Below are 18,130 nucleotides of genomic sequence, written 5' to 3'. Positions count from 1 at the left end.
CCGGTGATGGCGGTGAGGTTGCCGGGGGTGCGCGGGGGTCAGCCGTCGATGATGCGGTGTTCGCGGTTTTCGATCGCCTTGGCGGTGCGGTGGAAGCGACTGACCTTCTCCGACTTGCGCGGCGGCCGGTCGTTGGCGATCAGGACCGCGACCCAGGGCAGCGGGATCGAGATGACGATGAACAGCAGCGCCAGCCACCAGGTGTGGTAGAAGATGCCGGCCAGCACCAGGCACGGGAAGCGCATGCCCATCATGATCATGTACTTGCGCTTGCGGGCCGCGTGCTCGTCGTCGTACGAGGGGGAAGCCTCGGTGATGAGAACGGGTGCGCCTTCGCCGCCGCCGGTACCGCGGGGGGACCTGTTCACGCGACCACCTCCTGACACCTCCATGCTGCCACTCCGCCCGGCCCGGCGACACTCGGGTCGGGTCAGATTCCGCACCACCCGGCGCAGATCCGCTTCAGGATCTCCACCGATTCGGCGAGCCGGGTGACCGAGCACCACTCGTCCGTGACGTGCGCCTGCTCCGGCTCGCCCGGACCGCAGATGAGTGTGGGTACGCCGCCCAGCGCCGGGGTGAGCACGGAAGCGTCGGTGAAGTACGTCGCCGTCGCCACCTCGCTGCCCGCGCCGGTGACCTCGTGCACGATCGCCGCCGCCGAGGCCGCCCACTCGTCACCCGGATCGGTCCACACCGGCGGCAGGTCGACCAGCGGCGTGAGCACCACCCCCTCGCCGGCGACCGCGGCCAGCGACTCCAGCACCCGGGCGTGGTCCTGGCCCGCCACCGTCCGCACGTCCACCGTCGCCACCGCCCGGTCCGGCACCGAGTTCGTGTTCAGGCCGCCGGTGAACGTGCCCACGTTGAGCGTCGGCGGCCCCATCACCGGATGCGGCTCCACCCCGAACCGGTGCCCGGCCAGCCGGGTCACCGCCGCCGCGAGCTTGACCACCGCGTTGTCCCCCAGGTGCGGCATCGACCCGTGCGCCGTCACCCCGGTGGCCAGTGCCTCCAGCCACAGCGCGCCCTTGTGCCCGTGGAACGCCGCGTTCGCGGTCGGCTCGGTGATGACCAGCGGACCGCTGCGCCCGAGCCGGTCCGCGACGAACCGCGCACCCTGCGAGCCCGTCTCCTCCGCCGCGGTCAGCACGAGACGCAACCCGGCCCGCCGGGGACGGGACCGGGCCACCGACACCGCCGCCGTCACGATGGCCGCGACCCCGGCCTTCATGTCGCTCACCCCGCGCCCGTAGAGGCGGTCGCCGTCGGTCTCGCCGGCGAACGGGTCGCGCCGCCACGGCGCGCCACCCAGGGGCACCGTGTCCACGTGCCCGGACAGGCACAACGGGGGCGTGTCGTGGCCGGTCTCCCACTCGGCGACCAGCGTGCCCCGGCCGGGTTCGTGCTCGAACACCTCGGTGCGGAAGCCCGCCTCCGCCAGCAGCGGCGCCACGACCTCCAGCGCCGCGCTCTCCGCGTGGCCCACCGTGTCGACCGCGGTCAGCGCGCGGGTGAGAGCGAGTGCGTCTGTCACGTTCCCTCCTCCTCAGTAGCCGGTGCTGCCGTCGATCCGCTCGCGCAGCAGGTCGGCGTGACCGTTGTGCCGCGCGTACTCCGCGAGCACGTGCACGACGATCCGGCGCAACGAGATCGGCTCACCGGAAGCCGCGTGCACGCCCGTGACGTCCAGCGACGGCGCGTCGGCGACGATCCGCCGGGACTGCTCGCACTCGGCGCGCCACACCGCGAGCGCCTGCGCCGGATCGCCCTCCAGGCGCTCGAAGTCCTGCTCCGGATCGTCGTCGGAGTAGTAGAGGAGCGGGACGTCCTCACCGCGGAACTGGATGCGGAACCACCAGCGCTCGACGCCGGCGAGGTGGCGCAGCAGACCGTGCAGGGTCAGGCCGGAGGGCGGGATCAGCTTCTCGGACAGCCGGTCCGGCGGCACGCCGGCGCACTTGAGTTCGAACGTCTGCCGGTGCCAGTCGAGGTAGGCGGTGAGGATCTCCCGCTCGTCACCGGTCCTGGGCAGGGGCGGGCGGGTGTCGTCGGCCCACAACTGGGCGAAGTTGGCGGCGGGGATCGGGGAGCCTGCGGTCATGCCCCGAGCCTGCCAGCACCCACCGACAAAAACGTGAGCGCGGCGACGACCAGCGTCTCCACGCCGGTTCGCAGCGTCGGGTGCAGGACGGGCGCGAACCGCGGCGAGTGGTTGGACGGCACGTCCTGCTCGAACCGGCCCTCGCCCATCGCCTTGAGCACGAGGTCCGCGTCCAGCCCGCCGACCAGCCAGAACACCGAGGGCACCCCGGCGGCCCGGCCGAACTCGCCGAAGTCCTCGCTGCCGGTGACCAGGGGCGCCTCGATGGTGCGGTCGGCGCCGAAGTGGGCGGTGAACGCCTCGGTCAGGGTGCGGTTCGCGCCCTCGTCGTTGGTGGTGACCGGGAAGGTCGCGATGGGCGTGATCTCCGGCGGCCGGGGCGCGCCCGCCGCCGCTGCCTCACCCTGCACGATGCGCTCGACCGCGGCGAGCACCCGGCTGCGGACCTGCCCGTCGAAGGTGCGGACGTTGACCTCCAGCACCGCCTCGTCAGCGATGATGTTGGGCGCGCTGCCGACGCGGATCGACCCGACGGTCACCACGGCCTGCTCGGTCGCCGCGATCTCGCGCGACACGACCGTCTGCAGCCGCATCACGACCGACGCGGCCAGCACCGCCGGGTCGACCGTGGTTTCCGGGCGCGACCCGTGCCCGCCGCGGCCGTGCAGCACGATCCGCAGCGAATCGGTCGCCGCCATCAGCACTCCCGGCCGGGTCAGCACCCAGCCGGCGGGGCCGGGCACGACGTGCTGCCCGAGCACCACCGCAGGGGTGCCGGTCCGGTCGAACAGCCCGTCGCGCACCATCGCCGCGGCGCCCTCGCCCGCCTCCTCGCCCGGCTGGTACACCACGACGAGCGTGCCCCGCCAGCCGTCCCGGCCCGCGGCGAGCAGCCGTGCCGCGCCGTCCAGCCAGGTCGCGTGCATGTCGTGACCGCACGCGTGCATGACCGGGACCTCGTCCCCGCCGGGTCCCGGCGCACGCACCTCGCTGGCGTAGGGCAGACCGGTCTTCTCGGCAACCGGCAGCGCGTCGATGTCCGCGCGCAGCATCACCACCGGGCCCTCGCCGTTGCGCAGCACCCCGGCCACCCCCGTGCCGCCGATGCCGGTGTGCACCTCGTACCCGGCGTCGCGCAGCCGGGACGCGAGCTTGCCGGCGGTGCGGTGCTCGGCGAAAGACAGCTCCGGGTGGCGGTGCAGGTCGACGTACAGCTCCTCCAGGCCCGGCAGGAGCTCGTCGAGCCCCGCGAGCAGACCTGCGCGGTCCGTGGTCGTCATCCGGCCATCACAGCACAGCCGGGACGGCCCGCGTGGGAGGATCACCCACCGTGAGCATTCCGCGGTTCTCCCACGACTTCCTGGCCCGGCTGCGCGAAGCGTTCCACCGCAGCGGTTACGACGCCGACGGCGTGGTCGGTGCCCTCGGCGGTGCGGCGCACGCGGCGCTGGGCCGCGGCGAGCCCGAGCTCGCCTTCCGCGCCAGCGGGGACGCCGGTGAGCTCGGCACGCTCATCCGGCTGTTCCTGCTGGGCTCGGCGGAGCCGGAAGCGGCGGTGCGTGCGGCGCTGGCGCCGGTCCCGCTCGACGAGGCCATCGCCGCCGGACTGCTCCGGGGCAGCGCGGAGCGCCTGCGCGCCGGCCTCGACGTGCGCCCGCACGGCGACGAGCAGGGGTCCTGGTGGGTGCTGTCGGACCTGGACTCGGACGCGCTGGGCGGGGAGGTGCCTGCCGACCACGTGCTCGGCGTCGGGCACGCGTCGCTGAGCTTGATCCGCGCCACCACGCGCCGCCCGGTGGACACCCTGCTGGACCTGGGCACCGGCAACGGGGTGCAGGCGCTGCACGCGACGCGGCACGCCCGGCGGGTCACCGCCACCGACGTGTCGGAGCGCGCGCTGGCGCTGGCGGACGCGACGTTCCGGCTCAACGAGCTGGACGTGGAGCTGGTGCGGGGCGAGTGGTTCGCCCCGGTGGCGCGCCGCCGGTTCGACCAGATCGTGTGCAATCCGCCGTTCGTGGTGGGACCGCCGCGGGTCGACTACACCTACCGCGACTCCGGTCTGGGCGGTGACGACGCGAGCGCGCTGGTCGTCCGCCAGCTGCCCGGGTTCCTGACCGAGGGTGGCACCGGGCAGCTGCTCGCCTCCTGGCTGCACGTCGAGGGCGAGGACTGGGCCGATCGGGTGAGCCGGTGGCTCCCGCCGGGCACCGACGCGTGGTTCGTGCAGCGCGATGTCGCCGATCCGGGTCTGTACGTGGGCACCTGGCTGCGGGACGCGGGCATCGATCCCCGCTCCGATCGCGGCCGGGCGAAGGCGGCGGACTGGCTCGACTGGTTCGCGGAGCACGACGTGCGTGGTGTCGGGTTCGGGTTCGTGACCCTGCGCCGCACGGACGCGGCACACCCCACCGTGGTGTGCGAGGACCTGCGGCAGGCCTACGACGACCCGCTGGGGCCGGAGGCGGGCGCCTGGCTGGACCGGGTCAGCTGGCTGCGCGAACACGGGCACGACCTGCTCGAATCGCGGTTCCGGGTGCCGGACACGGTGCTGCTGGAGCGGGTGTCGGCGCCCGGTGACGAGGGCTGGGACACCACGGTGCTGCGGCTGCACCGCTCCGACGGGCCGGGCTGGCAGCACGAGGTCGACGAGCCGGTGGCGGCGCTGCTGGCCGGCTGCCGCGGCGCGCTGCCGCTGTCGGACCTGTTGTCCTTGCTCGCCGCCGGTCACGGCCTGGACGAGGACGAGCTGGCCGGCGCGGCGCTGCCGCTGGTGCGGGAGCTGGTGCGGCACGGGTTCCTGGAGGCGGTGTGAGGGCGGTCGCGGCCCGCGTGACGGAGGCGCGAGTCACGGTCGAGGGCGAGGTCGTCGGCGCCATCGGGGAGCCCGGTCTGCTGGTCCTGCTCGGGGTGCACGTTTCGGACAGCACAGACAAAGCGGTCACGATGGCACGCAAGCTGCACGAGCTGCGCATCCTGCGGGACGAGCAGTCCTGTGCCACGGCCGGGGCCCCGCTGCTCGTGGTGAGCCAATTCACGCTCTACGGCGACACCCGCAAGGGACGCCGTCCATCGTGGACGCAAGCGGCCCGCCCGGAGGCCGCGCTGGCCCTGTTCGACCGCGTCGTCGCGGAGCTACGGGAGCGCGGAGCCCGTGTCGCCACGGGGAAATTCGGCGCGATGATGGCGGTGCACAGCGTGAACGACGGGCCGTTCACGGTGCTCGTAGAGGTCTGAACCACTGCCCGCCAACGGGTCTCTCAGCAAAACCTCAGCTTTGGTCGAGCAACCCGGCCCGGTGTCCCGCCGTCTTCGAAGTGGAGGAGGCGGGAACGTTTCGGCAACGACCGGCGTTGGAACCAATGTCCAGCCGACGAGCTGGGCACGCGGGGGTGGAGCACTCCACAGGATTCACCCACGCGGCGCAGGAGCCGGTGTGACGCACCGAACGTGTCCGCCCGTGACCGGGGAGGCAGAACATGTCAGTACAAACTCTCGAGCGCCCGACTCGTGAGGTCCCCGAGCCCGAAATCGAGCCCGTCGAGTCCAGCGTACGCCCTTCGCCGAACCTCGACGCGGATCTCGACGCCCAGGGCCCGGCCGCGGACCTCGTGCGGGTGTACCTCAACGGGATCGGCAAGACCGCGCTGCTGTCGGCCGCCGACGAGGTCGAGCTCGCCAAGCGCATCGAGGCGGGGGTGTTCGCGCAGCACATGCTCGACACCGCGCCGAAGCTGAGCGCGCAGCGCCGCAAGGAGCTCGAGGCGCTGGTGCGCGACGGCCACCAGGCGAAGAACCACCTGCTGGAGGCCAACCTGCGACTGGTCGTGTCGCTGGCCAAGCGCTACACCGGCCGGGGGATGCCGCTGCTCGACCTGATCCAGGAGGGGAACCTGGGTCTGATCCGCGCGGTGGAGAAGTTCGACTACTCCAAGGGGTTCAAGTTCTCGACCTACGCGACGTGGTGGATCCGCCAGGCCATCACCCGCGGGATGGCCGACCAGGGCCGCACCATCCGGCTGCCGGTGCACCTGGTGGAGCAGGTCAACAAGCTGGCCCGGATCAAGCGCGACCTGCACCAGCAGCTCGGCCGGGAGGCCACCAACGAGGAGCTGGCCGCCGAGTCCGGGATCCCGGTGGACAAGGTGGCCGACCTGCTCGACCACGCGCGTGACCCGGTGAGCCTGGACATGCCGGTCGGCACCGACGAGGACGCCCCGCTGGGCGACTTCATCGAGGACTCCGAGGCCACCGACGCCGAGAGCGCCGTCATCTCCGGCCTGCTGCAGGACGACCTGCGCCGGGTGCTGGCCACCCTCGACGAGCGGGAGCAGCAGGTGATCCGGATGCGCTACGGCCTCGACGACGGCCAGCCGCGCACCCTCGACCAGATCGGCAAGCACTTCGGGTTGTCCCGCGAGCGGGTCCGCCAGATCGAGCGCGAGGTCATGTCGAAGCTGCGCCAGGGCGAGCGCGCCGAGCGGCTGCGCGCCTACGCCAGCTGACCGTGCCCGGTACACCGGGGCCACTCCGCCACGCGGCGTGGTCCCGGTGCTCCACGGACTACCCGATCGGCAGCGTTGACCTATGACACAGGTCACGTCACCGTGGAAGCAACGTGTCGCGGCTTCGCCACGTCCTGTGTTCGGTAGAACTTCGCGGCGGGGTGCCCTGCGCTCCCGGCCGCTTGCCCCGGAAGGTCGGGTCCGTCGGGGTGGGCCCGGCCTTCCGACTTTTCCGGGGCACACCGGCGCTAGGAGCGGAAGCTGATCTGCAGCACGGGCTCCGACGTCTCGGCGAAGAAGTCGTTGCCCTTGTCGTCGATGACGATGAACGCCGGGAAGTCCTCGACCTCGATCTTCCACACGGCTTCCATGCCCAGCTCCGGGTACTCCAGCACCTCGACCTTCTTGATGCAGTCCTGCGCCAGCCGCGCCGCCGGGCCGCCGATCGAACCCAGGTAGAACCCGCCGTGCCGCTGGCAGGAGGCGGTGACCTGCTTGGACCGGTTGCCCTTGGCGAGCATGACCATCGACCCGCCGGCCGCCTGGAACTGCTCCACGTAGGAATCCATGCGGCCCGCGGTGGTCGGGCCGAACGAGCCGGACGCGTACCCGTCCGGAGTCTTCGCCGGGCCGGCGTAGTAGACCGGGTGGTCGCGCAGGTACTGCGGCATCTCCTCGCCTGCCTCCAGACGCTCCGCGATCTTCGCGTGCGCGATGTCCCGCGCCACCACGAGCGGACCGGTCAGCGACAGCCGGGTCTTGACCGGCAGCGACGACAGCTGCGCGCGGATCTCGTCCATCGGGCGGTTCAGGTCGACCTGCACCACCTCGTCGGACAGGTCCTCGGTGGTGACGTCCGGCAGGAAACGCGCCGGGTCGCGTTCGAGCTGCTCGATGAACACGCCGTCCGCGGTGATCTTCGCCTTGGCCTGCCGGTCGGCGGAGCAGGACACCGCGATGCCGACCGGGCAGGATGCGCCGTGCCGGGGCAGCCGGATGACCCGCACGTCGTGGCAGAAGTACTTGCCGCCGAACTGGGCGCCGATGCCGAACTGCCGGGTCATTTCCAGCACCTGCTGCTCCAGGTCGGTGTCCCGGAAGCCGTGGCCCAGTGGCGAGCCCTCGCGCGGCAGGTTGTCCAGATAGCGGGCCGAGGCGAGCTTGGCGACCTTGAGGTTGTACTCGGCCGACATGCCGCCGACCACGATCGCCAGGTGGTACGGCGGGCAGGCCGCGGTCCCGAGGCTGCGCAGCTTCTCGTCCAGGAACTTCGCCAGCCGCTTGGGGTTCAGGACGGCCTTGGTCTCCTGGTAGAGGAAGGTCTTGTTGGCCGAGCCGCCGCCTTTGGCCATGAACAGGAACTCGTAGCTCGGGTCGCCCGCGCCGTCCTTGTGGTACAGCTCGATCTGCGCGGGCAGGTTCGTCCCGGTGTTCTTCTCCTCCCAGAAGGAGACCGGCGCCATCTGCGAGTAGCGCAGGTTCAGCTCCTGGTAGGCGTCGAAGATGCCGCGCGCCAGGGCCTGCTCGTCGTTGCCGCCGGTGAGCACCCCCTGGCTGCGCTTGCCGATGACGATCGCCGTGCCGGTGTCCTGGCACATCGGCAGCACCCCGCCGGCCGAGATGGCCGCGTTGCGCAGCAGGTCCATCGCGACGAAGCGGTCGTTGCCGCTGGCTTCGGGGTCGTCGACGATCGCCCGCAGCTGCGCCAGGTGCGACGAGCGCAGCAGGTGCTGGATGTCGGTGATCGCGGTCCGGGCGAGCTTCGTCAGCGCGCCGGGGTCGACTTCCAGGAACTTCCGACCGGCGGCCTCGACTACCCGGACGCCCTCGGCCGTCACGAGCCGGTATTCGGTCTCGTGGTCCGGACCCAGCGGCAGCACGTCGGTGTACTGGAAGGTGGTGGTGGTCACTCGGGCTCCCTCGCAGGCAATTCGGGCCCTTGACGTTACCGCCTGCGCGTGCTCCCCCACGCTCTGGTGTGGTGCGCGCTACGCACCGCGGGCCGCGAAGTAGGCCACACCCCCGCGCTCAGGCCTCGAACATCCGCACCAGCCGGTCCAGGGTCTTCTCGATCGCCTGCCGGTTCTTGCGCGGGAAGAAGCTGAGGTCGATCAGCAGCGGAAGGCGCGCCGTGGACCAGTCGAAGGTCTCGGTGACGTCGGTGGCCCCGTCCGGACGGGGGTCGAGCCGCCACCGCCAGCGGTGCCCGTTGAAGTGCCGCCAGGCGATCAGCCGGTTCTCCTCGAACTCGACGACCGTGTTCCGGATGCGGTAGCTCGCGCCCATCTTCATGTCCATGCCGAACCGGGAGCCGAGCGTGAGCCGCTCCGGCCCGTCGTGCCGCGCTGCGAGCACCGTGCCGGATCCGTCGATCAGCGGGTGCTTCGACGGGTCGGTGAGCAGCTCGAAGATCTTCTCCGGGGGCGCCGCGACCGTGCGGGTGGCCGCGACCTGGCGTTGCGTCATGCCGCGCATCCTACCGGTCAGTAACCTCGCTTGGCGCTCTTGAGCACGACGGTCCGCTCGTTCAGCGGAGCGGACAGGGTCACCGAGACCACCGGGTACCGCAGGTCCATCGTGCACATCTGGCCGGCCAGGTTGCTCTTGCTCTCCACCAGGGTGACCACCACCCGCTGCGCGTCCTGCCCGGTCAGCTCCGCGGCGGCACGCCCGCACCCGCCCTCCTCGGCGCGGACGAACAGCTGCCTGCCGTCGGCGCTGACGTACACCTCGCGGGGGAAGTCCGCGGGCAGCGCCGAAGCGTCCACCCGGCCGGCCGGCACCGGGGTGACCCCGGCGGGTGGTTGCATCTCGCGCGGGCCGCCGGGCAGCGCCGGTGGCACGCGGGTGGCCGGTGCGGACGGCGCCACCGGCGCGGTGGATGTGGCCCCGCCACCGGGCGGGCTGCCGGCCGGGCCGCCGGTGCCGGTCTGCCCGCCGCAGGCCGCGGCCACCAGGAGGACCAGCCCAAGCCCGCACGTCGTCGCGCGCCACCTCATGCCTGCCCAGACGGAACGACCCGGCGGTCCGGTTGCACGAAAATTTCCGCGGGCGATGTCGATCCGGTCCTTTCCCCGTTCGACTCAGGGGTGAGAGGGTTCGACCGAACCCGGACATCGAGGGAGAACCACCATGAAGTTCATGCTCATCTGGCGGGCCACCGACGAGGCGTTCGCGAACCTGGGCAACGTCGACTTCACCGAGATGCTCGAGCTCACCGGCCGGTACAACCAGGAGCTGATCCGGGCCGGGGTGCTGGTGGCCGCCGAAGGGCTCGACGACGCGAACGAGGGCGTGGTGGTCGACTTCTCCACCGAGCCGCCGGTGGTGACGGACGGCCCGTACGGGGAGACGAAGGAGCTGTTCGGCGGCTTCTACATCCTCAACGTGGCCTCGAAGGAGGAAGCGATCGAATGGGCCAAGCGCTCGCCGATCAAGGGCAAGGGCTTCAAGACCGAGATCCGGCGCGTGACCACGATCGACGAGTTCCCGCAGGACAACGAGTGGATCCAGAAGGAGCGTGCGTGGCGCGAGGCGACCGGCCAGCTCTGAGATGACCGAGCGGGATGCGGTGGCCGCCATCTGGCGGATCGAGTCGGCGCGGATCGTCGGTGCGCTCGCGCGCTACACCGGCGATTTCGCGCTGGCCGAGGACCTCGCGCAGGAGGCGCTGGCCGAGGCACTCGTGACCTGGCCGCGGGAAGGCGTCCCCCGCAATCCCGCCGGGTGGCTGCACACCGTGGGCCGGCGCCGCGCCGTGGACGTGTTCCGCCGCCGCGCCGCGCTGGACGCCAAGTACGCCGTCCTCGCGAACGACCTGCGGGAGGACGCCGTCACCGGCGACTGGGACCCGGACCAGATCGACGACGACGTGCTCGCGCTGATGTTCGTCGCGTGCCACCCGGTGCTGTCGCGGGAGGCCCGGCTGACGCTGACCCTGCGCGTGGTGGGCGGGCTGACCAGCGACGAGATCGCGCGGGCGGTCCTGACGCCGACCGCCACCGTGCAGGCCCGGATCACCCGGGCGAAGAAGGCCCTCGCCGCGGCGCAGGTGCCGTTCGAGGTCCCGCCGCCGCAGGAACGGGCCGAGCGGCTCGGCTCGGTGCTCAACGTGATCTACCTGATCTTCACCGAGGGCTCGTCGGCCAGCTCGGGCAGCGACCTGATCCGGTTCGACCTCGCCGGAGAGGCCCAGCGCCTCGCCCGCGTGCTGTCGCGCCTGGTGCCCGGCGAGCCCGAGGTGCACGGGTTGCTGGCGTTGCTGGAGCTGACCGCGGCGCGGTTCCCGGCGCGCACCGGACCGGACGGCGAGCCGGTGCTGCTGGAGGACCAGGACCGCCGCCGCTGGGACCGCTCGGCGATCCAGCGCGGCCGGGCGGCACTGGCCCGGGCCGGGGCGGCGGGCCGCGGGCTGGGGGCGTACGGCCTGCAGGCGGCGATCGCCGAGTGCCACGCGGTCGCGCCGTCGGTCGCCGAGACGAACTGGGAGCGGGTGGTGCTCCTGTACGAGGCGCTCGGGCGGCTCGCGCCGTCACCGGTGGTGGAGGTCAACCGCGCGGTGGCGGTGTCGATGGCGCGCGGGCCGGCGGCGGCACTGCCGATCGTGGACTCGCTGGCGGCAGCGGGCGCGCTGCGCGGATCGCACCTGCTGCCGACGGTGCGCGGGGAGCTGCTCACCCGGCTGGGCCGGCCCGGGGAGGCGCGAGCCGAGCTGGCGCGAGCCGTGGAGCTGTGCGGCAACGACCGGGAACGGGAGGTGCTGCGGCGCAAGCTGGCCGGGCTCGAACGGCCGCCGAACATCCGGTGACGAACCGGCCCCGTGGGGCGCCGGTCGGTTACGGTCGCCCCGTGACACGACTGGAGCGACGCCTCGGCACCGGCGATGCGGTGGTGATCGGGCTCGGCTCGATGATCGGGGCCGGGGTGTTCGCGGCCTTCGCGCCGGCCGCGCGCGCCGCGGGCACCGGCTTGCTTCTCGGGCTCGCGCTGGCCGCGGTGGTCGCCTACTGCAACGCCACCTCCTCGGCCCGGCTGGCCGCGCGGTACCCCACGTCCGGCGGGACCTACGTCTACGGGCGGGAACGGCTCGGCGCGTTCTGGGGCTACCTCGCCGGATGGGGTTTCGTCGTCGGCAAGACGGCGAGCTGTGCGGCGATGGCCCTGACGGTCGCGTCCTACGTCGCACCCGGCGCGGGGCGGCCGGCGCAGTCGCTGATCGCGGCAGCCGCCGTCCTGGCGCTGACCGCGCTCAACTACCGCGGAGTGCAGCGGTCGGTGACGGTCACCAAGGTCATCGTGACGATCACGCTCGTCGTGCTGGCCGGGTCGGTGCTGGCGATGGCGGTCGCCGGTGCCCCCGCGGCGGCGCCACTGACCCCGGCGGCGCCCGCCGGCGGGGTGCTCCAGTCCGCCGGACTGCTGTTCTTCGCGTTCGCCGGGTACGCCCGCATCGCCACGCTCGGCGAAGAGGTGCGGGACCCGGCACGCACCATCCCGCGGGCCGTCCCGATCGCGCTCGGCATCACGCTCGTCGTGTACGCGGTGGTGGCCGTTTTCCTGCTGCGGCAACTCGGACCGGCGCGCCTGGCGTCCACTCCGGACCCGATCGCGGCCGCGCTCGCGGGCACGTCGTGGGCGGCCCTGACGCCGGTGGTCCGGGCCGGGGCGGCGCTGGCCGCGCTGGGCTCGCTGCTGGCGCTGGTGCTCGGCGTGTCCCGGACGACGTTCGCGATGGCCCGGGACGGGCACCTGCCCGCTCCCCTGGCGGCCGTGCACCCGCGCTTCGCCGTGCCGCACCGGGCGGAGGTGACGATCGGCGTGGTGGTGGCCGCGCTGGTGCTGGTGACCGACCTGCGCGGCGCGATCGGGTTCTCCTCGTTCGCGGTGCTGACCTACTACGCCATCGCGAACGCGAGCGCGTGGACGCTGCGCAAGCGGCGGGTGGTGCCGGCGGTGGGCCTGGCCGGGTGCGTGGTGCTCGCGTTCAGCCTGCCGGTCGCGTCGGTGATCAGCGGCGTCGTGGTGCTGGCGGTCGGTGTGGTGGCGTGGTTCGTCACCTCGCGCCACCGCACCGGGCGCTGACCGGCCAACTCACCGCCCGCAGCGGCAAACACAGCGCGCCGGGCGGCGAACACGGCGCTGGGGGTGGGTGCGGGTCACCGGGTCCGGTCGAGGCGGGTGAGGGTTTCCGCGTAGCCGCTGACCAGGTCGGCGACGATCTCGGCCACCGGGCGCACCCGGTCGATCCGGCCAATGATCTGGCCGGCCGGCATCGACACCACCGTCGGGTCGCCTGCGGCGTGGATGCGGTTGTGCGCGGGGCTGACCAGCAGGTTCTGCAGCGGCATCGGCAGCGGTTCGGGTGCGTCCGGCGCCGCCCACGCCTCCGTCCAGCGCGTCTTGAGCAGTCGCGCGGGCTTGCCGGTGTAGATGCGCGTCCGCACGGTGTCCGACGAGGTCGCCCCGACCAGCGCGGTCTGCATGGCCGCCGACTCGGGCATGGTCCGCAGGTACTCCTCGGTGGCGAGCCAGATCGACCCGGTCCACGCGCCCGACGCGCCGAGCGCCAGTGCCGCCGCCACCTGCCGCCCCGAGCCGATGCCGCCCGCCGCGAGCACCGGTACCCGGTCGCCGACCGCGTCGACGATCTCCGGCAGCAGCACCATCGACCCGATCTCGCCGGTGTGCCCGCCGGCCTCGTAGCCCTGCGCCACCACGAAGTCCACGCCGTTGTCCACGTGCCGCACCGCGTGCCCGGCCTTCCCGGCCAGCGCCGCGACCGGCACCCCGTGCGCGTGGGCCTGCTCGATTACGTCGGCCGGCGGGGAACCGAGCGCGTTGGCGATCAGCTTGATCGGGTGCCGGAGCGCGACCTCGACGTGCGAGCGGGCCACCGAATGCAGCCAGCCGAGCACGCCAGCGCGCTCCTCGGTGTCCTCCGGCAGGGCCGGCACCCCCAGCTCGCGCAGGGTCCGCTCGACGAACGCGCGGTGCTCGTCCGGGATCAGCCTGGCGAGGTCGACCGCGGCGCCCTCGGCGGGGATCTTCGCGGGCATGACGACGTCCACCCCGTAGGGCCGGCCGTCGGTGTTGGCGTCCATCCAGTCCAGCACCCGGTCGAGCTCGTCCGCGTCGTTGAAGCGCACGCAGCCGAGCACGCCGAGGCCGCCGGCCTTGCTGATCGCGGCGGCCACGTGCTCGGACGGGGTGAACCCGATGATCGGGTACCGGATGCCGAACCTCTCGCACAACGGGGTGCGCATACGGTCTCCTTCAGGCGTTCTGCGGCTGGGCGGGCGGGTTCCCGGCGGCGTGCCGCTGCGCCCACGGGTAGTCCGGCTTGCCGCTGGGTAGCCGGCCGATCTCGTCGACGATCCATACGCTGCGCGGCACCTTGTACCCGGCGATCTTCGTCCGCACGTGCGCCTCGAGGGCACCCAGATCGAGACCGGTGCCGGGCCGCGGCTGGACGATCGCGGCGACCCGCTGGCCGAGCCGGCCGTCCGGCACGCCGATGACGAGCGCGTCGAACACGTCCGGATGGGACTTCAGCGCGCCCTCGACCTCCTCCGGGAACACCTTCTCGCCACCGGTGTTGACGCACTGCGAGCCACGGCCGAGCAGGGTGACGGTGCCGTCGGACTCGTAGCGGGCGTAGTCGCCGGGCACGACGTAACGGTGGCCGTCGATGTCGACGAAGATCGTCGCGGTCTTGGCGGGGTCCTTGTAGTAGCCCAGCGGGACGTGCCCGCGCCGCGCGATCCGGCCGGTCGCACCGGGAACCCGGGGCACCACGCGGTCGTCCTCGTCGATCAGGACCGCGTCCTTGCCGAAGTTCACCCGCGGGCCGGCGGAGTGGTCGGCGTCCCTGGCGACCATCCCGATGCCGGTGAAACCGCTCTCCGACGAGCCGATGGCGTCGGTGAGCACCAGGTTCGGAAAGGTCCGCAGGTACTCCTGCTTGACCGGCTGGGAGAACAGTGCGGCGTGGCTGGACACCGCCACGAGCGAGGACGCGTCGTACCTGCCCTGGTGGTAGGCCTCGATCAGCGGGCGCGCCATCGCGTCCCCCACGATCGTGAGCACCTGGACCCGGTGCCGGGCGACCTCGCGCCAGATGAGGTGCGGGTCGAACTGCGGCACGAACACGACCGTGCCACCGCTGAACATCGCGCCGAACGCGGCCCACTGGGCGGCGCCGTGGATGAGCGGCGCGGCGGGCAGCCGGACCATGCCGCCCTGCTTGCCCTGTTCGGCCATCGCCCACTCGTCCGGGACGTACTGGCCGGTGACGAAGTCGATGCCACCGCCGAGGGCGCGCCAGACGTCCTCGTGGCGCCACATCACGCCCTTGGGATATCCGGTGGTGCCACCGGTGTAGAGGATGTAGAGGTCGTCGGAACTGCGTTCGCCGAAGTCGCGGTGGGGCGGCTGCGCGGCCAGCGCGGTCTCGTAGTCGACGCCGCCGTAGCCGGTGAAGTCCGCGTCACTGTCGTCGTCGATCACTAGTACGTGTTTCAGTTTTGGCGCGGCGGGCAGCACCGCGGCGACCCGGTCGGCGTACTGCCGCTCGTGCACCAGCGCGACCAGGTCGGCGTTGGTGAACAGGTACTCCAGTTCGCCCTGCACGTAGCGGTAGTTGACGTTGATCGCGATGGCGCGCAGCTTGTAGGCGGCGAACATCGCCTCGATCATCTCGACGGAGTTCCGGGAATAGACGCCTATGTGCGCGCCGGGGCCGATGCCCTGTGCGGCGAGGTGGTGCGCGAGCCGGTTGGCCCGCTCGTCCAGCTGGGCGTAGGTCACCTGCCGCCCGCCGCAGATGACCGCGGGGCGATCCGGCACGGCGTCGACGGCGTGCTCGAGCAGATCCGCGATGTTGTAAGCCACTCAGTCAAACTAGAACATGTTATCGTTTTGGGCAATGGCGCCGAGCGGGGAGGTACCCATGGCACAGCCGCACGCCCTGGTTGAACAACGCGCGCACACGCTCGTGGTGACGCTGAACCGGCCGGAGGTCCGCAACGCGATCAGCGGCGAGATGATGGCGATCCTGACCGGCGCCTGGGACCGGGTGGACCGCGATCCGGACATCCGGTGCTGTGTGCTCACGGGGGCGGGCGGGGCGTTCTGCGCGGGCGCGGACCTGAAGTCGATGAGCCGCAACTCCCCCGCCGACTCCTACGAGCGCGGCACGTTCGACCCGGCTCGCATCGAGGGCCTCCTCAAGGGGCGCCGGCTCACGAAGCCGCTGATCGCGGCCGTGGAGGGCCCGGCCATCGCCGGCGGCACCGAGATCCTGCAGGCCACCGACATCCGGGTGGCCGGGGAAAGCGCGCGCTTCGGTGTCTCGGAGGCCCGCTGGGGCCTGTTCCCGATGGGCGGTTCGGCGGTCCGGCTGCCGCGGCAGATCCCGTACACGATGGCCGCGGAGATCCTACTGACCGGACGGCACCTCACCGCGGCCGAGGCCAAGGAGATCGGGCTGATCGGCAGCGTGGTGCCGGACGGGACCGCACTCGACCGCGCACTGGAGCTGGCGGACCTGATCGCGGCCAACGGCCCGCTCGCGGTACAGGCGATCCTGCGCACGATCCGCGACACCGAGGGGATGGCCGAGGAGGAGGCGTTCGAGCTGGAAGCCCGGTACGGGCTGGCGGTCTTCCGGTCCGCGGACGCCAAGGAGGGCCCGCGGGCGTTCACGGAGAAGCGCACACCCCGGTTCGAGGGCCGCTGACGCCGGTGGCCGCGGTGGGCGCCGCCGCCACCAGCGGCGTCCACCCCGGCGCGGGTGCGCAACGCGGAACACCCAGGACCACCGCGAAGCGGACGAGCTGCCCGGACCGCGCGGGCAGGCGGCACCAGTGAGCCGGGTGCCTGCGCTCATGACCCGGCCCTGCGCCGCGTGGCTCTTCGTGCGCTGTGCGGAAGCTGTGCCGGGACTGTGCGGTCAGATCTGCCGGTCCGTCCAATACGGATCGCGCAGCTTCCGCTTGTACAGCTTCCCGTTGGGATCGCGTGGCAGTTCTTCGGTGAAGTCCACGCTGCGGGGCAGCTTGAACTTCGCCAGCCGCCCGCGCACCCACTCCAGCAACTCGGCGGCCAGTTCCGGCCCGGGCGCCACGCCGGGCGCGGGCTGCACGACCGCCTTGATCTCCTCGCCCCACTCCTCGTGCGGGATGCCGAACACCGCGACGTCGGCGACCTTCGGGTGCACGACCAACTCGTTCTCGATCTCCGCCGGGTAGATGTTCACCCCGCCGGAGATGATCATGTCGTTCTTGCGGTCGTGCAGGAACAGGTAGCCGTCCTCGTCCAGGTACCCCACGTCGCCGAGGGTGAACAGGTCCCCGGTCCGCGCCTTGCGCGTCTTCTCGGCGTCCCGGTGGTACTCGAACGTCGAGGACCCCATCCGCATGTACACCGCGCCGGGCCGGCCCGGCGGCAGCTCGTTGCCGTCGTCGTCGAGGATCTTGACCACCGACCCGGGCCACGGCCGCCCCACCGAGCCGGGCTTGCGCAGCCACTCCTCACCCGTGATCATCGTGCCGCCGCCCTCGGTCGCGGCGTAGTAGTCGGTCACCACCGGACCCCACCACTCCAGCATCCGCCGCTTGACCTCCGGCGGGCACGGCGCAGCGCCGTGGATCATGTTCCGCAGCGACGACAGGTCGTACCGCGACCGCACCTCCTCCGGCAGCGCCAGCAGGCGGCGGAACTGCGTCGGCACCAGGTGGCTGTGCGTGACCCGGTACCGCTCGATCAGCCGCAGCATCTCCTCCGGATCCCACCGGTCCATCAGCACGACCGGGTGCCCGAGCTGGATCGAGATCGACGCGAAGTTCAGCACCGCGGTGTGGTAGAGCGGCGAACCGCACAGGTGGACGTGCCCGTCGAACGGTTCGAGACCGAAGATGCCGAAGAACCACGTGGACGCGGCCGGCACGGTGTCCGGATCGGCGCCGCTGAGCGGCCGGCGCACGCCCTTGGGCCGCCCGGTCGTGCCCGACGTGTAGAGCATCGGCGACCCGGCCGTCCGCACCTCCGGGCGGCCGCTCCCCCCGGCGCCGAGCTCGGCCACGTCGCGGAACCCGTCGATGTGGCCGACGGCGAACCGGGCGCCGGCCGGGATCCCGGCCTCGTCCGCCGCCGCCGTGGCCACCCCGGCGAACCGCTCGTGCGCGAGGAACGCCTTCGCACCGGAGTCGGACAGGATGTAGGCGACCTCCGGACCGACCAGGTGCCAGTTGACCATCACCACGTACAGCCCGGTCTGCAGCGCGGCGAAGTAGGCCGCGAGCAGCTCGGCGCCGTTGGGTTGCAGCACCACCACCACGTCGCCGGTCTCCAGGCCCAGCTCGCGCAGGCCACGCGCGTAGGCGTCGGCCTTGCCGGCGAGCGCGCCGTAGCCGATCTCGCCGCCGTCGGGGTTCACGACGGCCGTCCGGTCCGGGTGCCCGGCCGCGATCCGCCACAGGCCGATGGTCTCCAGTGTGGTGGTCATAACCCCGAATCTAGAACC

17 protein-coding genes are annotated in these 18,130 nt (G+C 72.3%); 7 read left to right on the top strand and 10 right to left on the bottom strand.

Annotated features, from left to right (window positions below; all coding sequences use genetic code 11):
- Window positions 1-38: 38 nt before the first annotated feature.
- Genes FHX46_RS10495 through FHX46_RS10480 form a run of 4 tightly spaced genes read right to left on the bottom strand, consistent with a single transcriptional unit; the run spans window position 39 to window position 3,384 of the window.
- Window positions 39-392, bottom strand: a complete 354-nt coding sequence (locus FHX46_RS10495) for a DUF3099 domain-containing protein (protein ID WP_167112865.1) — start codon at window positions 390-392, stop codon at window positions 39-41.
- 38 nt (window positions 393-430) lie between these two features.
- On the bottom strand, window positions 431-1,537 hold the full coding sequence (locus tag FHX46_RS10490) for a M20 family metallopeptidase (RefSeq protein ID WP_167112864.1): 1,107 nt from the start codon (window positions 1,535-1,537) through the stop codon (window positions 431-433).
- A 12-nt stretch (window positions 1,538-1,549) separates the two neighbouring features.
- Window positions 1,550-2,104: a DinB family protein gene (locus FHX46_RS10485; RefSeq protein ID WP_167112862.1), complete on the bottom strand. Its 555-nt coding sequence runs from the start codon at window positions 2,102-2,104 to the stop codon at window positions 1,550-1,552.
- A complete protein-coding gene (locus FHX46_RS10480; protein WP_167112860.1) occupies window positions 2,101-3,384 on the bottom strand; it encodes an amidohydrolase in 1,284 nt (427 codons plus the stop codon). The genes FHX46_RS10485 and FHX46_RS10480 overlap by 4 nt, the downstream gene beginning before the upstream one ends.
- A 50-nt stretch (window positions 3,385-3,434) precedes the next feature.
- Between FHX46_RS10480 and FHX46_RS10475 the strand changes: the two genes are divergently transcribed.
- The 3 genes from FHX46_RS10475 to FHX46_RS10465 all read left to right on the top strand — a co-directional run bounded on the left by FHX46_RS10475 (window position 3,435) and on the right by FHX46_RS10465 (window position 6,609).
- Entirely contained in the window at window positions 3,435-4,919 is a 1,485-nt protein-coding gene (locus FHX46_RS10475) for a DUF7782 domain-containing protein (RefSeq protein ID WP_167112858.1), read from the top strand.
- Window positions 4,916-5,341, top strand: a complete 426-nt coding sequence (gene dtd / locus FHX46_RS10470) for a D-aminoacyl-tRNA deacylase (protein ID WP_167112856.1) — start codon at window positions 4,916-4,918, stop codon at window positions 5,339-5,341. The genes FHX46_RS10475 and dtd overlap by 4 nt, the downstream gene beginning before the upstream one ends.
- Window positions 5,342-5,583: 242 nt before the next feature.
- A complete protein-coding gene (locus FHX46_RS10465; RefSeq protein ID WP_167112854.1) occupies window positions 5,584-6,609 on the top strand; it encodes a sigma-70 family RNA polymerase sigma factor in 1,026 nt (341 codons plus the stop codon).
- A 248-nt stretch (window positions 6,610-6,857) separates the two neighbouring features.
- On the opposite strand, the gene FHX46_RS10460 is transcribed toward FHX46_RS10465, so the two are convergent.
- From FHX46_RS10460 to FHX46_RS10450, 3 genes are all read right to left on the bottom strand, one after another.
- Window positions 6,858-8,519: a fumarate hydratase gene (locus tag FHX46_RS10460; protein WP_167112853.1), complete on the bottom strand. Its 1,662-nt coding sequence runs from the start codon at window positions 8,517-8,519 to the stop codon at window positions 6,858-6,860.
- A gap of 118 nt (window positions 8,520-8,637) precedes the next feature.
- Complete coding sequence (locus FHX46_RS10455; RefSeq protein ID WP_167112851.1) at window positions 8,638-9,075, bottom strand: SRPBCC family protein; 438 nt, start codon at window positions 9,073-9,075, stop codon at window positions 8,638-8,640.
- Window positions 9,076-9,092: 17 nt separating this feature from the next.
- Window positions 9,093-9,608: a hypothetical protein gene (locus FHX46_RS10450; protein WP_167112849.1), complete on the bottom strand. Its 516-nt coding sequence runs from the start codon at window positions 9,606-9,608 to the stop codon at window positions 9,093-9,095.
- Window positions 9,609-9,741: 133 nt separating this feature from the next.
- Here FHX46_RS10450 and FHX46_RS10445 point away from each other — a divergent pair, with 133 nt between their 5' ends.
- From FHX46_RS10445 to FHX46_RS10435, 3 genes are read left to right on the top strand one after another with little or no spacing between them, the layout of a single operon-like run.
- Window positions 9,742-10,161, top strand: a complete 420-nt coding sequence (locus tag FHX46_RS10445; RefSeq protein WP_167112847.1) for a YciI family protein — start codon at window positions 9,742-9,744, stop codon at window positions 10,159-10,161.
- A gap of 1 nt (window position 10,162) precedes the next feature.
- Window positions 10,163-11,416, top strand: coding sequence for an RNA polymerase sigma factor (locus FHX46_RS10440; protein WP_167112845.1), 1,254 nt, complete (start codon window positions 10,163-10,165; stop codon window positions 11,414-11,416).
- Between the two features lie 50 nt (window positions 11,417-11,466).
- Window positions 11,467-12,690 carry an APC family permease gene (locus FHX46_RS10435; RefSeq protein ID WP_208401073.1) on the top strand — a complete coding sequence of 408 codons (1,224 nt, stop codon included), beginning with the start codon at window positions 11,467-11,469 and terminating at the stop codon, window positions 12,688-12,690.
- Window positions 12,691-12,764: 74 nt separating this feature from the next.
- Here FHX46_RS10435 and FHX46_RS10430 read toward each other — a convergent pair whose 3' ends face one another.
- Together FHX46_RS10430 and FHX46_RS10425 are read right to left on the bottom strand one after the other, a co-directional pair.
- The gene (locus tag FHX46_RS10430) at window positions 12,765-13,871 is read right to left on the bottom strand and encodes an NAD(P)H-dependent flavin oxidoreductase (RefSeq protein ID WP_167112841.1); all 1,107 of its coding nucleotides are present in this window, start codon (window positions 13,869-13,871) and stop codon (window positions 12,765-12,767) included.
- 10 nt (window positions 13,872-13,881) lie between these two features.
- A complete protein-coding gene (locus FHX46_RS10425; RefSeq protein ID WP_167112839.1) occupies window positions 13,882-15,498 on the bottom strand; it encodes an acyl-CoA synthetase in 1,617 nt (538 codons plus the stop codon).
- A gap of 58 nt (window positions 15,499-15,556) precedes the next feature.
- Between FHX46_RS10425 and FHX46_RS10420 the strand changes: the two genes are divergently transcribed.
- Window positions 15,557-16,345, top strand: coding sequence for a crotonase/enoyl-CoA hydratase family protein (locus FHX46_RS10420; protein WP_167112837.1), 789 nt, complete (start codon window positions 15,557-15,559; stop codon window positions 16,343-16,345).
- A gap of 213 nt (window positions 16,346-16,558) precedes the next feature.
- On the opposite strand, the gene FHX46_RS10415 is transcribed toward FHX46_RS10420, so the two are convergent.
- Complete coding sequence (locus FHX46_RS10415) at window positions 16,559-18,112, bottom strand: acyl-CoA synthetase (RefSeq protein WP_167112835.1); 1,554 nt, start codon at window positions 18,110-18,112, stop codon at window positions 16,559-16,561.
- Window positions 18,113-18,130 lie beyond the last annotated feature (18 nt).

It is taken from the genome of Amycolatopsis viridis, assembly GCF_011758765.1.
Taxonomy (GTDB): Bacteria; Actinomycetota; Actinomycetes; order Mycobacteriales; family Pseudonocardiaceae; genus Amycolatopsis_E; species Amycolatopsis_E viridis.
The sequence above is the reverse complement of the archived record's forward strand: the minus strand, read 5'-3'. Positions and strand labels throughout refer to the sequence as shown.